Origin of the sequence: Pseudosulfitobacter pseudonitzschiae, assembly GCF_900129395.1 — a bacterium.
Taxonomy (GTDB): domain Bacteria; phylum Pseudomonadota; class Alphaproteobacteria; order Rhodobacterales; family Rhodobacteraceae; genus Pseudosulfitobacter; species Pseudosulfitobacter pseudonitzschiae.
The window spans coordinates 12,980-25,251 of the sequence record NZ_FQVP01000010.1; the positions used below are offsets into that span (position 1 = coordinate 12,980).

General features: G+C 61.2%; 13 protein-coding genes. 4 read left to right on the forward strand and 9 right to left on the reverse strand.

Going from position 1 to position 12,272, the window contains the following annotated elements; genetic code table 11:
* Positions 1 to 19 precede the first annotated feature (19 nt).
* Both BUC08_RS20655 and BUC08_RS20660 read left to right on the forward strand, forming a co-directional pair.
* Positions 20 to 562 carry a biotin transporter BioY gene (locus BUC08_RS20655; protein WP_037931884.1) on the forward strand — a complete coding sequence of 181 codons (543 nt, stop codon included), beginning with the start codon at positions 20 to 22 and terminating at the stop codon, positions 560 to 562.
* Complete coding sequence (locus BUC08_RS20660; protein ID WP_037931887.1) at positions 559 to 1,242, forward strand: nitroreductase; 684 nt, start codon at positions 559 to 561, stop codon at positions 1,240 to 1,242. The genes BUC08_RS20655 and BUC08_RS20660 overlap by 4 nt, the downstream gene beginning before the upstream one ends.
* Here the strand turns inward: BUC08_RS20660 and BUC08_RS20665 are convergent.
* The 7 genes from BUC08_RS20665 to nadA all read right to left on the reverse strand — a co-directional run bounded on the left by BUC08_RS20665 (position 1,217) and on the right by nadA (position 8,963).
* Positions 1,217 to 2,329, reverse strand: a complete 1,113-nt coding sequence (locus BUC08_RS20665) for an acetyl-CoA C-acyltransferase (RefSeq protein ID WP_037931890.1) — start codon at positions 2,327 to 2,329, stop codon at positions 1,217 to 1,219. The two genes, BUC08_RS20660 and BUC08_RS20665, sit on opposite strands and share 26 nt — an antisense overlap.
* Positions 2,326 to 3,519: an AMP-binding protein gene (locus tag BUC08_RS20670; protein ID WP_159436712.1), complete on the reverse strand. Its 1,194-nt coding sequence runs from the start codon at positions 3,517 to 3,519 to the stop codon at positions 2,326 to 2,328. The genes BUC08_RS20665 and BUC08_RS20670 overlap by 4 nt, the downstream gene beginning before the upstream one ends.
* Before the next feature lie 164 nt (positions 3,520 to 3,683).
* Positions 3,684 to 4,571 carry a pantoate--beta-alanine ligase gene (panC, locus tag BUC08_RS20675; protein ID WP_037931893.1) on the reverse strand — a complete coding sequence of 296 codons (888 nt, stop codon included), beginning with the start codon at positions 4,569 to 4,571 and terminating at the stop codon, positions 3,684 to 3,686.
* On the reverse strand, positions 4,568 to 5,395 hold the full coding sequence (panB, locus tag BUC08_RS20680; protein ID WP_037931896.1) for a 3-methyl-2-oxobutanoate hydroxymethyltransferase: 828 nt from the start codon (positions 5,393 to 5,395) through the stop codon (positions 4,568 to 4,570). The genes panC and panB overlap by 4 nt, the downstream gene beginning before the upstream one ends.
* 103 nt (positions 5,396 to 5,498) lie before the next feature.
* On the reverse strand, positions 5,499 to 6,347 hold the full coding sequence (gene nadC / locus BUC08_RS20685) for a carboxylating nicotinate-nucleotide diphosphorylase (protein WP_037931898.1): 849 nt from the start codon (positions 6,345 to 6,347) through the stop codon (positions 5,499 to 5,501).
* Positions 6,344 to 7,906 carry an L-aspartate oxidase gene (locus BUC08_RS20690; RefSeq protein WP_037931902.1) on the reverse strand — a complete coding sequence of 521 codons (1,563 nt, stop codon included), beginning with the start codon at positions 7,904 to 7,906 and terminating at the stop codon, positions 6,344 to 6,346. Before BUC08_RS20690 ends, nadC begins: the two co-directional genes overlap by 4 nt.
* Positions 7,907 to 7,910: 4 nt before the next feature.
* On the reverse strand, positions 7,911 to 8,963 hold the full coding sequence (nadA, locus tag BUC08_RS20695; protein WP_037931904.1) for a quinolinate synthase NadA: 1,053 nt from the start codon (positions 8,961 to 8,963) through the stop codon (positions 7,911 to 7,913).
* Between the two features lie 269 nt (positions 8,964 to 9,232).
* Here nadA and BUC08_RS20700 point away from each other — a divergent pair, with 269 nt between their 5' ends.
* Positions 9,233 to 9,517, forward strand: a complete 285-nt coding sequence (locus BUC08_RS20700; protein WP_037931907.1) for a Dabb family protein — start codon at positions 9,233 to 9,235, stop codon at positions 9,515 to 9,517.
* A gap of 336 nt (positions 9,518 to 9,853) precedes the next feature.
* Entirely contained in the window at positions 9,854 to 10,051 is a 198-nt protein-coding gene (locus BUC08_RS20705) for a hypothetical protein (RefSeq protein ID WP_073194470.1), read from the forward strand.
* Between the two features lie 494 nt (positions 10,052 to 10,545).
* Here the strand turns inward: BUC08_RS20705 and BUC08_RS20710 are convergent, their stop codons facing one another.
* Together BUC08_RS20710 and BUC08_RS20715 are read right to left on the reverse strand one after the other, a co-directional pair.
* On the reverse strand, positions 10,546 to 11,436 hold the full coding sequence (locus BUC08_RS20710) for a nucleotidyl transferase AbiEii/AbiGii toxin family protein (RefSeq protein ID WP_037931910.1): 891 nt from the start codon (positions 11,434 to 11,436) through the stop codon (positions 10,546 to 10,548).
* Complete coding sequence (locus tag BUC08_RS20715) at positions 11,429 to 12,043, reverse strand: type IV toxin-antitoxin system AbiEi family antitoxin domain-containing protein (protein ID WP_037931913.1); 615 nt, start codon at positions 12,041 to 12,043, stop codon at positions 11,429 to 11,431. The genes BUC08_RS20710 and BUC08_RS20715 overlap by 8 nt, the downstream gene beginning before the upstream one ends.
* Positions 12,044 to 12,272: the final 229 nt, after the last annotated feature.

Genomic DNA, 12,272 nt, shown 5'->3' on the forward strand with positions numbered 1-12,272 from the left:
ACCAGAACAGGACCTACCTATGGAACGTAACCTTGCCCTTGTTGCCATGTTTGCCGCACTGATTGCAGCACTTGGCCTGATCCCAAAACTGACGCTAGGCTTTGGCGTGCCGATCACTGCGCAGACCATGGGTGTGATGCTGTGCGGCACCGTGCTGGGCGCGCGACGCGGGGCGTTGGCGGTGCTGTTGTTTCTGGCACTGGTGGCACTTGGTTTGCCGTTGCTGGCAGGCGGGCGCGGCGGGCTTGGCGTCTTTGCAACACCTTCGGTCGGGTTTCTGGTGGGCTGGCCGGTTGCGGCCTTTGTCACCGGTCTGATCGTGCAGAACTGGCGTGGGAATCTGGCGGTTGTCTCTGCCGTGGCCTCGGTGCTGGGCGGTATCGTGGTGCTGTATGGCTTTGGCGTGGTGGGCATGGCGTTTATGCTGGATAAGACGCTGGCCGAGGCCGCGCTGCTGGTCACCGCCTTTATTCCGGGCGATGTGCTCAAGGCGGTTCTGGCCGGTGGCATCACCTCGGGGCTGGCCAAGGCACGGCCCAACAGCATCCTGTCGCGCGGATGAGTGAAACCGAGGCCCTGCTGCTGCACCGCCGTTCGGTGCGGGGTTTCCTGCCCGATGCGGTGCCGGTGGCAGACCTTGTGCGCATCCTGCGGGTGGCCCGTGCCGCCCCCAGCGGGGCCAATCTGCAACCCGGTCGGTTCCATGTGCTGACCGGCGCGCCGCTGGACGCGCTTGCCGGCGCGCTGGAGGGCGCGGTGCGGGACGGGCGGCCCGAAGTGGCGCAGTATTCCTATTTTCCGCAACCGATGCCTGCCGATCTCAAGGCGAAACAGCGCGCGGCGGGCTTTGCGCTGTATCAGGCGCTTGGCATCGGGCGGCGGGATGTTGCAGCGCGGCGCGCGCAGTTCACTGCCAACTACCGGTTTTTTGGCGCGCCGGTGGGGATTGTGGTGACGATCCACCCCGAGATGGGCAAGGGCTGTTTCATGGATCTTGGCATGGCTCTGATGGGGCTGATGACCGGGGCCGAGGCCTTGGGATACGCCACCTGCGGCATCGGAGCACTGGCCAATCACGGTGATGTCGCCCATGCGCATCTGGGGCTTGGGGCCGACGAAATGGTGGTTTGTGGCATCGCATTGGGGCGGGCCGACCCGCAGGCGGCAGTGAACACCGTCAGAACCGAACGCGACCCTTTGGACAGTTACGCGACCTTCAGCGGCTTTGACCAGACGCCATAAGCAGTGCAGTGCCCAACCCGCCGGCGGCGGCGATGGCGGTTAGGCCGCTGCCGCCGGTGCGACGCAACTCATGAAACAGGCGCACCGCGTTGATCGCACCCGACGCACCAATCGGGTGGCCTCGGGCCAGTGCGCCGCCTCCGGGATTGACCACGGCGGGGGCAATGCCGGTCAGCCGGACACAGGCCATGGCCTGCACGGCATAGGCTTCCATTACTTCGGCCACAGACAGGTCGGTGGCTTTCAGGCTGTGGCGGGCCAGAATGGTGTTGATGGCCGCAACCGGCGCGACGCCGGGACTTTCGGGCCGGTCGCCCAGCGTGACGCCGCCCAGCAGTGAAACACCCGTGGCCCCCAGACGCGCCGCGACCCGGTCCGATACCAGAATGCAAAAGGCCGCCGCATCCGCCGCCACCGCCGCATTGGCCGCGCTGATCGTCCCGACCAACTGCGGCGCGCGGGCGCAAAGCCGTGTGTTCAGCGTGCGGGCAAAGGCATCTTTGGAAAGCCCGCGGAGCGGCAGGATTTCACCGGTTGGCGGGGCGGCCAATGCCTTGCGGTGGCTTTCGATGGCCCAGGCGTCCTGTTCGGCGCGGCTGATGCCCAGATCGGTGGCCAGCGCATCGGCGGCGGCGTCCATATCGGGGTCACGCGCGGGCCACGGTGCAAAGGGCGGGCGGTCATAGGGTTGTGGCGGGCCTCCGTCGGGATCGGTGCGCAGGCGCAGGGGACGGCGGGAATAGGATTCGACACCGCCCGCCGCGACCACATTGGCCTGACCCGACGCAATCAGGGCCGAGGCCAGCAACAGCGCATCCAGCCCACCGCAGCATTGCCGGTCGATGCTGAGGCCTGCAACGCGTTCGGGCAGACCGGCGGCAAGGGCAACCATCCGCGCCGGATTGCCACCGCCGCCAAGGGCATTGCCGGCAATCACCTCGTCGATGGCATCGGGTGTCAGCCCTGCGGAAGCAATCGCCGCCTGCAACACCGGCGCACCCAGATCGTGCAGCGCGAAACGGGCCAACGCGCCACCGCGCGGTGCCGCTGGCGAACGGATGGCCGACAGGATTTGCACCCCGCTCATGTGCGGTCCTCCACCAGCGCGGCAATGGCCCGCATGTCCGGTTTGCCCGAGGCCAGCAGCGGAAAGTCGGGCAGGGCAATCACCTGGCGCGGGGCCGCCAGCGGGCCAAAGGCGGCGCGGCACTGGGCGATCACCTCTTGCGCCTGACCAGCATCCGGCTGCCCCGCGATCACCGCAACCAGAACCGTGCCGCGCAGGTCGTCGGGCAGGGGCATCACCGCGCAATGGGGAATATCGGGGCGGCTTTGCAACAGCACCTCGATGTCTTCGGGAAAGACGTTCTGACCTGCGATGGTGACCATGCGGCTGTGCCGCCCGGCAACAAAGACATGGCCTGCGTTGTCGATGCGCCCCAACTCGCCCACAGTGACAAAGCCGTCGTGCCAGCGGGTGTCGCTACTGTGCCCTTCGGCATAGCCGTCAAACAGATAGGGGCTACGGACCCAGAGTTCGCCGGTGCCATCGACCGGATTGCGGATGTCGATCTCGACTCCCGGATAGGCCTTGCCGACCGCGCCGTCAGGGCCGGTGCCGTCTCCCCAAGCGATAAAACTGGTTTCCGAGGTGCCGTAAAATTCGGTCACGGTGGCCTGCGGGCAAAGCGCGGCAAGACGGCTGCGCAGGCCCTGCGGCATGCGTCCGCCGCCGCTCAGGATTTGGCGCAGCGATGGGATTTGTCCGCCTGCATCACAGAGCAGGCGCAATTGGGTTGGCGTGGCATAAAGCACTGTCGCGCCTGCACGGGCCAACTGTGCGACCTGTGCACGCGGGCGCAATTCTGCCAGCAGGTGCAGGTCGGCGTCCAGATGCGCGGCCTCGACGATGGCAAACAGCGCAAGCGAATGCGACGGCAGGCTTAGGACGCCGTAGACATCGCGGGCGGACAGGTTGAAGCGGTTCCGGCTGATTTCAAAGCTGGCAATCCACGAACGATGACTGCGCCGGATCGCTTTGGCCGGGCCGGTGGTGCCGCCCGAGCGGCTGTGAAACAGGCCCGGTTTTCCGGGGTCTGAGGGCAACACGTCGATCCCGTCCGGGCCGACCGAGAAATCGTGACCGCCGCGGATGGCTTGCCGCAGGGTGTGGATTTCGGCCTCGTAGGCAGGGGGGTGTGAGGTCTGGACATCGAGGGGGATGCCCTGCACGAACAGGCGCGTCGCATCGCTCCAGCGGAAGCGGTCGTTCGCCACGTTTGTTTGTTCCGGATGGTCGCGAGAAGGCTTTGCGGCGTTTTGCATCGGGCTCTGGGGGTTGGGGGCGCTGGCCCGCACAATAGACTGATTTCGCAGTGTTGGTATCATCTCCCGGTGCGCAATGGCAAATGTGAGTGTTTCATGCGCGCGATTGGTTGACGTCAGGCGGGTTCAGGCATTTTGTCGGACCCAGTTGGCAGGTCGGATCCAACCTTGACCGGTAGATTGTCGATCAACCGGACCCCGTTCAGCCAAGCCGCCACGAACAGACGCCCGGGACGGTCCGCCGACATCAGCGGCTGCAAGTCGGGATCGCCACGCAATTCAAAATAGTCGACTGCGTCAAAGCCTGCGGCGCGCAGGGTCTGACGGGCGGTATCAAGCGCCTGCGCGACGCTTTCGCCACGGGCGATTGCATTGGCCGCGTCGTCGAGCGCGCGGCCGAGACCGGGCGCCACGTTCCGCGCTTGCGGTTCAAGTCGCAGATTACGCGAAGCCATGGCAAGGCCGGCATCCTCGCGGACTGTGGGGCAGGCGACAATTTCGGTTTTCAAATCAAGGTCAGCGACAACACGACGAACCACCTGAAGCTGCTGGAAGTCTTTTTCTCCGAAGAACGTGAAATCGGCGTCGGTCTGTAGCAGCAGCTTGGTCACGACGGTCGCCACGCCATCGAAGTGACCGGGCCGGTCGCCGCCGCACAGTCCGGCGCTGACACCGGACACGGAAATCGTCGTGGAGAAATCTGTGGGGTATATTTCCTCGGGCTCTGGGATATAGAGCACGTCAATTTCAAGTGGCCCGAGTATGCGGGCATCGCTGTCTTCGGTTTTGGGGTATTTTGCCAGATCTTCGGGATTGTTGAACTGACGCGGGTTGACGAAGATCGTCACGATAACGCGGTCGGCGCGGCTAAGGGCGGCCTTGACCAGGCTCAGGTGTCCATCATGCAGCGCACCCATCGTCAGAACCACACCAATCGTGTCCCCCGTCTGGTGCCAGTTTTTTGTCAGGTCACGCAGCTCGGACTTGCGGCGGATGATTTTCATGACGTTGATCCTTGATCCGTAAAGATGTGTTCGGCGGCGGGAAAGGTGCGCGCGCGGACTTCGGCGGCATAGGTTTGGATGGCTGTGGATGCATCTGCGGCCAGATGGGCATAGCGTTTGACGAACTTTGGTTTGAATTCGTCGAACAGGCCCAGCATGTCATCAATCACCAGGATCTGGCCGTCGCATCCTGCTGACGCACCGATCCCGACCGTGGGAATTGCAATCTGGGCCGTAATGGTATCGGCCAAAGCGGCAGGCACCTTTTCCAGAACCACAGAAAACGCACCGGCATCCGTAACGGCTTGGGCGTCGTCCCGAATACGCGCTGCATCTGTTCCACGGCCTTGCACCTTGTAGCCGCCAATGGCGTTTACCGCCTGCGGGGTCAGCCCGATATGCGCCATCACGGGGATGCCGCGTTCGGTGAGAAACCGGATCGTATCGACCATGTGGCGTCCACCCTCCAGTTTGACGGCACCGGCGCCGGTGTCAGCCATCAGCCGTGCGGCGTTGCGAAACGCCTGGACCGGGCTTTCTTCGTAGCTGCCAAAAGGCATATCGATCACCATCAAGGCCCGTTTGATGCCCCGCGCCACGGCACGCCCGTGCAAGGTCATCATTTCCATGGTCACATCGAGGGTTGAGGTCAGACCGTGCAGCACCATCCCCACACTGTCGCCCACCAACACAAGATCGCAGTGTTCATCCGCGAGTTTTGCCACCGGTGTGGTATAGGCGGTCAGACAAACCAGGGGCGTCGAACCTTTGCGGGCAAGAATATCGGCGGCGTTCAACGCTTTGATCTGTGCAGGTCGGCTCATCTCAACATCCAAAGTTTACGTTAGGGCAACTCACTAAGAGGCTCCGGGGCACTTTGCAAGTGCAGCGTAATATTATTGCGCTAACATCGCGATGCTTTGCTGATTAGAAGTCCAGCCCGATGTCGAGCGTCTGTGCGGAATGTGTCAGCGCTCCTGACGAGATATAATCGACGCCGGTCGCTGCGACCTCGGCGATGCGGTCGATGCGCATGTTGCCCGAGGCTTCTAGCACCAGACGACCGGCATTGATCTTGACAGCATCCCGCAAGGTTAGCGTGTCCATGTTGTCCAGCAGGACCACGTCCGCGCCGCCTTCGTCCAGCACCTCTTGCAACTGGTCGAGCCGGTCGACTTCAATTTCGGTTCTGACCATATGCGACGCCTGGGCCTTTACGGCTTGCAACACAGTCCGGATACCGCCCGCAGCGGCAATGTGGTTGTCCTTGATCATGATCGCATCCGAGAGGGAGAACCGGTGATTGAACCCACCGCCGTGCAGCACGGCCTGCTTTTCGACCAGTCGCAAACCTGGCGTGGTTTTGCGGGTGCAGGTGATGCGCGTGGCGGTGCCTTTTGTTTCGGCCACAAAGCTGGCGGTCAAAGTGGCGATGCCCGAAAGACGGCCGACAAAGTTCAGCGCCACCCGCTCGGCCGATAGGATAGAAGCGGCGCGGCCTTCGATTTGCATCAGCACATCACCCGACGCGATGCTGTCACCGTCGCTTTTGTGGGCGGTGACTTTCAGGTCCGGGTCAATCAGCCGAAACGCCAGCGCCGCGATTTGTATGCCTGACAGCACACCGTCGGCGCGTGCATTCAAGCGTGCTGTATAGTGTGTATCAGCGGGGATCACCGTGCGCGTGGTGATGTCGCCATAGGTGCCCAGGTCTTCCATCAATGCGGCGCGGACCAACGGTTCAAGAATGAGGTCGGGCAGGGGGGCTTGGGTCATGTCGTCTCCAGTGGCGCGGAAAAACGCGCTTGGGTGAGTGTGAGAAAGGAGCGCGCGCCGGTTGCGCCGTCGCAGTCGGGATGGTCAGACCGGAAATGCGCCCCGCGGCTTTCGCGCCGGTTCAGCGCGGCGGTCGTAATCAGCGTTGCGGTTGCGGTCATATTTGCCAAGGCGGTGCAATCGGGTTGGTCCGCTTCGATTGTGGCGATCTCGTTCAGGGTCCGCTGTAGCCCTTGGGCCGTGCGGATCACGCCTGCGCCATGCGTCATCGTTTGGCGTAGCCGGTTCACCAGGTCGCTGCGCGGTGCTGTTGTGGGGGGCAGGTCAGGCAGGGTGACAGCTGCCTGTTTCATTGCAACAGGTCCAAGGACGGCATCCATGTCAATCGCTGCGCGCCGCCCGTAGACCAGGGCTTCGAGCAGGCCATTCGATGCCAGCCGGTTCGCACCGTGCAATCCGGTCGATGCCGCCTCGCCGCAGGCCCAATGTCCTTCCAGCGATGTGCGCCCCGCCGCATCTGTGGCAACGCCACCCATATGGTAATGGGCCGCGGCTGCCACGGGGATCGGGGTGACCAGCGGGTCCAGTCCCGATTGTTGGCAGGCCGTCGCGACAGCGGGAAAATCGCGCAACAATCGTGCGCCCAAGGCCGTGCGCGTGTCCAGGGCAGGGGCCAGACCGGCCTGCGATTGGGCAAAGACCGCACGGGCCACGATGTCGCGCGGGGCCAGTTCGGCGTCGGGGTGGGCCTCTTGCATGAACCGGATGCCGTGGCGGTTGATCAGGATGGCCCCTTCGCCCCGCAGGGCTTCGGTGGCCAATGGGGCGGGGTCCAGACCGCAGTCGATGGCCGTGGGGTGAAACTGCACGTATTCGGCATCTGCGATCACCGCGCCGGCCCGTGCGGCCATGCCGATCACCTGACCGCGCACACGCGGCGGATTGGTTGTCAGCGCGAACAAGCCGCCAGAGCCGCCGCCCGCCAGCAACACGGCGGCCCCACGGATCAGACACGGCGCGGATTGACCGTTGGTGCAGTGCACCACCTCGACGCCGCAGACGGCGCCGTTTGCCATTTCAAGGCCGGTGGCCATCACACCCTCCAGGATCTGAATATGTGGGGCGGCGCGCACCTGTGCGGTGAGGGCGCGCATGATTTCGGCCCCGGCCTGATCGCCCCGCACGCGTACCACGCGAGCAAAGGAATGCGCCGCCTCGCGCGACATGACGTATCCACCTTTGGGAGTCCGGTCGAAGAGGGTGCCAAGTTCAGTCAGGTCCAGAATATGCATCCGCGCCTCATTGGCCGCAGCGTGTGCGACCTGTGCGTCCACCGTGCCTGCACCAGCCTGCACCGTGTCGCGGGCATGGGCGGCGGCGCTGTCTGCCGGATGCATCGCCGCGGCCACGCCGCCTTGCGCCCAGGTCGAGGATGCGCCTTGTCCCAACGGTTCTGGCGAGATCATCAACACCGGGCGGGGTGCCAGATGCAGCGCTGCATACTGCGCTGCCAGCCCCGCGCCGACGATGACAAGGCGACCCGTGTTGATACGCTTCATGCGATCAGCCGGCCAACTGCCGGGACAGATCAATCATGCGCTCTACGGCGATGCGCGCCTTGTCTGCCACGGCTGCATCCACTTCGACCGCCCCCTGCATTGTGTGCAGGGTCCACAGCACTTTTTCGAGTGTGATCTTTTTCATGTAAGGGCACATGTTGCATGGCCCCACGAAGTCTACGTCCGGCAGGCTATCGGAAATATTCGAGGCCATTGAGCATTCGGTTACCAGCATTGCTTTGGCGGGGCGTTCGCGTTCCACATAAGCGATGATGCCGCTGGTTGAGCCTGAAAAATCCGCAGCTTCCACGACTTCAGGCGGGCATTCCGGGTGCGCGATGATGCGGGTGTCGGGGTTGTATGTGCGGAAATCGTTCAGATCCTGTGCGGTGAAACGTTCATGCACGATACAGGCGCCATCCCACCAGACAATGCGTTTGTGTGGCACCTGTTTGGCGACGTTCTGCGCCAGATATTTGTCCGGTGTCATGATCACCGTATCGCTTTGCTGTGCTGCGACGATCTGCGCGGCATTGGACGAGGTACAACAGATGTCAGACGCGGCTTTGACCTCAGCCGTGGTGTTCACATAGGTGACCACAGGCGCACCGGGATATTGCGTGCGCATCTGTGCGATGCCGTCTGCCGTGATACTTTCGGCCAGCGAGCAGCCTGCTTCCATATCAGGGATCAGCACAGTCTTGGAGGGGTTCAAGATCTTCGACGTTTCGGCCATGAAATGCACACCGCATTGCACGATGACATCGGCCTCGACCTTTGTTGCCTCGATCGCCAGTTGCAGGCTGTCGCCGACAACGTCGGCGATGCCGTGGTAGATCTCGGGGGTCATGTAGTTGTGGGCTAGGATCACTGCATTGCGCTGTTTCTTCAGCGTGTTGATCGCGACCACATAGGGGGCGAAGATCGCCCAGTCGGGCGGCGAGATCACCCGCTCCATCTTGCTGTAAATCCCGGCATGTGCCGCCGCCAGTTCGGCGGATGGGGCAAGATCGTAGTGATGGGCAAGTTCGGTGCGCAGCGCGGTCTGATCAAGCAAGTGCTAAATATCCTCGGGTTATTACAGCCCATTCCGGGCAGAGCGGTCGAACCGGCAACGTTGAGATTTCCGGTGGTGGGATGTTTAGGGGGCGGCTTACGTAAGGGCAAGCGAGTAACGGTGGCGCGATCCGAATGATCGCGTACCTTAGGTCGTGGGTCCATCTGTTGGGTTGCTCCGGCGGGTTTTGAAGGAAAGTGGCGCGCTTGCCTCTGCAAAGCTGTAAGGGCAAAAGAGGCTTCCATGACCTTCACCTAAGGACAAAGAAATTGATCCGGCACATCGTCTTTTTTACTGCCAAATCCGAACGCGACGTCACGGACATTTTAGAGGGACTTTCGATCCTGAAAGAGATTCCCCATGCATTGAAGTTGGAAGTGACAGCGAACCGGAAGACCGATCCTATCAGCCAAGAAGTTGACGTGGTTGTATACGGCGAATTCGAGGATTCCGCAGCACTCGATGCCTACAAAGCGCATGATATTTATCAAGCTTCCATACGCCGGGTACGTCCATTGCGTGAACTGCGGTTCGCTGCTGATTTCGAAGCATGAAGGCGCGCGGAGGGTATCCCGTCGTTTACTGATGGGTCAGGAAGAGTTCAACTGCGTGACGGGTTAGAAATGACTGACGCGGGATGAACGGCTTTCCAATCTGCGATTGCCCGATGAAGCGGCCCATATGGGCTGGCGTCGATCTTTCAACGGGTTGCTTAGGGGGAGCCGTGCTTTATAACATCCTTCGGGCGAGGTGCTCTTTGAGAGCGCGTGTGCTTTGAGCCGACGAACTTACGGGTTTGCGGTCACGTTGTTACATTCATCTGATGCGGTATGTGGGTATAGATGTGCGGATCATCTACTGTCCGGGCAAGCCCAGTGAGGAGACTTTCGATGAAACAATCTATTCTGCACGAACTGAAGAAACGAGGTGCTGTCAGCCCCATGGAAGCGGTTTCACCGGAAGTTATTCAGGAAAGCCTAGCAGTGGAGCCAGCGCAGTTTGCTGCGGTTTTATCTGAGCTCACAGATTTTGAGCAGGTAGGCATGGTCGCAGGTGAGATCTATCTACGAGACACGTCATGCTTATAGCCGATACAAAATAGGTGGTCTGTTCTATGACGATGCTCTGCAAGCGCGTCACCATTTATTGCCCAAGAGTTATCCCCAAAAAGTGGGGGTAACTCTGTTGATGAAATCAGCCTTGGGGAAGCCAGCTTGGGCGCGCTCTTGGGTGCTTGAATTTTAAGCATTTGTGACAGATGCGGCGCGCGGTTGGCCGCGATTGCGTTGATTTCCACGCAGAATTGACACCGGGGGTCGGGCAAAAATTTGGACAGTTTTCACAGCTTAAAGCGTCCCGCCCAAAACGATCGCCGGGATCGAGGCTGCACACATGATCCGAAAGAAAGCCCGGACAGCGTCTCATTTTTAGGTGATGCTGCCTCCAATGCTGCGATGTAATCTTCCCATGCGAACAGACCTTTAAACTGATCGTTCACGACGGTGCCAGAAGCATGGATATGTGGCTTTCAATGGCGTCATACGGACCCCCGACTAAGCATAGATATTCACTTTCTTCCCGTTCATGATTGGTCGTCTTTCGATTGCGGTTTGTGGCGCATTGCGGTGACCGCGGCCGGCATCAGAAATCCCGCCAACGTTTCAACCACCCCCGGCAACGGCCCCGGGTCGAAGGAGACGTCTCGAATGAAAGCCGCCCACTGGCGCTGCTTGGCTTCGTCTTTACTGAACGCGGCGGTCAACGCATCTGGGGCCTCTGTCGGAACGGCCGTATCGCGCCGTTCAAATGTCGCCGCGATTGCGCGGCCGAGTTGCGCTTCGTCAAACTCGAATGATCGGCTGAGCAACCAGACGTCATAATAGTCCTTGATCCTCGTATTGGTGAGGCCGAGGGCCACCATCGCCTGGAATTTCTCCGCGACGACGGTTTCGCGCGCATACCCCCGGAGCGGCGCAGTCGGCATGTCGAGAAGCCCAGGCAGATCAAGAATCTGTGGTTCGGGCTCCATGGCATCGCCAAACCCGACATCGACGCTGATCGAAACCCGGGCACCACCAACATTAGCGGTGGTCTTGATCCGCAGCCCTCCATACTCGGTGTCTTCGCGGATACGTCCAATCTGCGCACCGTCGGCGTCAAATTGGACACCGTCCGGTGCGTCCCCTGCGAAGATGTCTTTGAAAACGCCAAGAACGGCGCTTGGGTCAGGATCTCCGTGGCCCAGTAGATCGACATCACGGGTGCCGCGAAAGGGTTCGTCGAACCAAGCCATCAACAAAACAGCACCTTTGAGAACGAAACGTTCGGCATGCGCAGACTTTGCTAAGCGATAGAGCAAACGCTCATTGGCATAGCGTGTGAGGACAAGCTGATAGTTTTGTTCGCTGTCTTTGCTGATCTTGAGCAGCCGCGCGCGAACCGACGCGCCCATATTCTTGATCTCTCTAACCATTCGCCGTGAGCGCCTCGAGATACGGGCGGACGATTGTGGAGACGCCGCCGCTGGCCGCCGAGCGTGCAATCTCTGCCGGTGTAGCCTTGCGCTGTCTCAGCGCCTCCTGAAGCCCCTCCAGAGCAACCGATTGACCAACCGACCGCCTATGCCGAAAGCAATCGGCGATGGTTTTGGCGACAGCGAAGACCTTGACCGGGACACCTTCAATCGATGTCGTCTTGACGTCTTGGGCCAGGAGAGTGTCCGTGAACCGAACGATGCGCAGCGCTGGCTCATCCTGCGGGGACCAATCGTTCTTGCCGATTGCCATCCAGACAGACCGAGGCAGTTGATCGGTGAGCTCGTGAAACGCGAGCGCGGATGTAAGGCAGACAACACCTTTGGGAACACGCTTCGCCGCTTCGGCAAGGCTGTGATTGGCATCCAGCGGCGCATCCGGTAGTTGATATAGTCCTCGCGCCAGCCGAATTACATCGCCATCGTCCCGCATCCGGCCGATGGTCGCAGCCGTGATGCCCGCCGACTTGAATTCAGACAGCCGGACGATGCCCCTATCCCAGAGCATCTCTTTTGCTTGTTCACGCTGTGTTTTGCGCCCCGGCATTGATATCAAACCACCGATCTCTGGATCTATGTTATGAGGTTTAGTATCATAGCCACAGCTTCCGGTAAAGTCAGTCCGGTGGTCGAAAGCGTAAACTTACAAAGGAGTTCAGAACACGCACTTGATCCAAACCAGCCCCGTCTCAGGAAACCTCAGCTGTCTACGCACGCTCACGACGCCATTCGGAGACCCGCAGAGTCATCCCTGCAAAATGACCTCATCCGGGAGT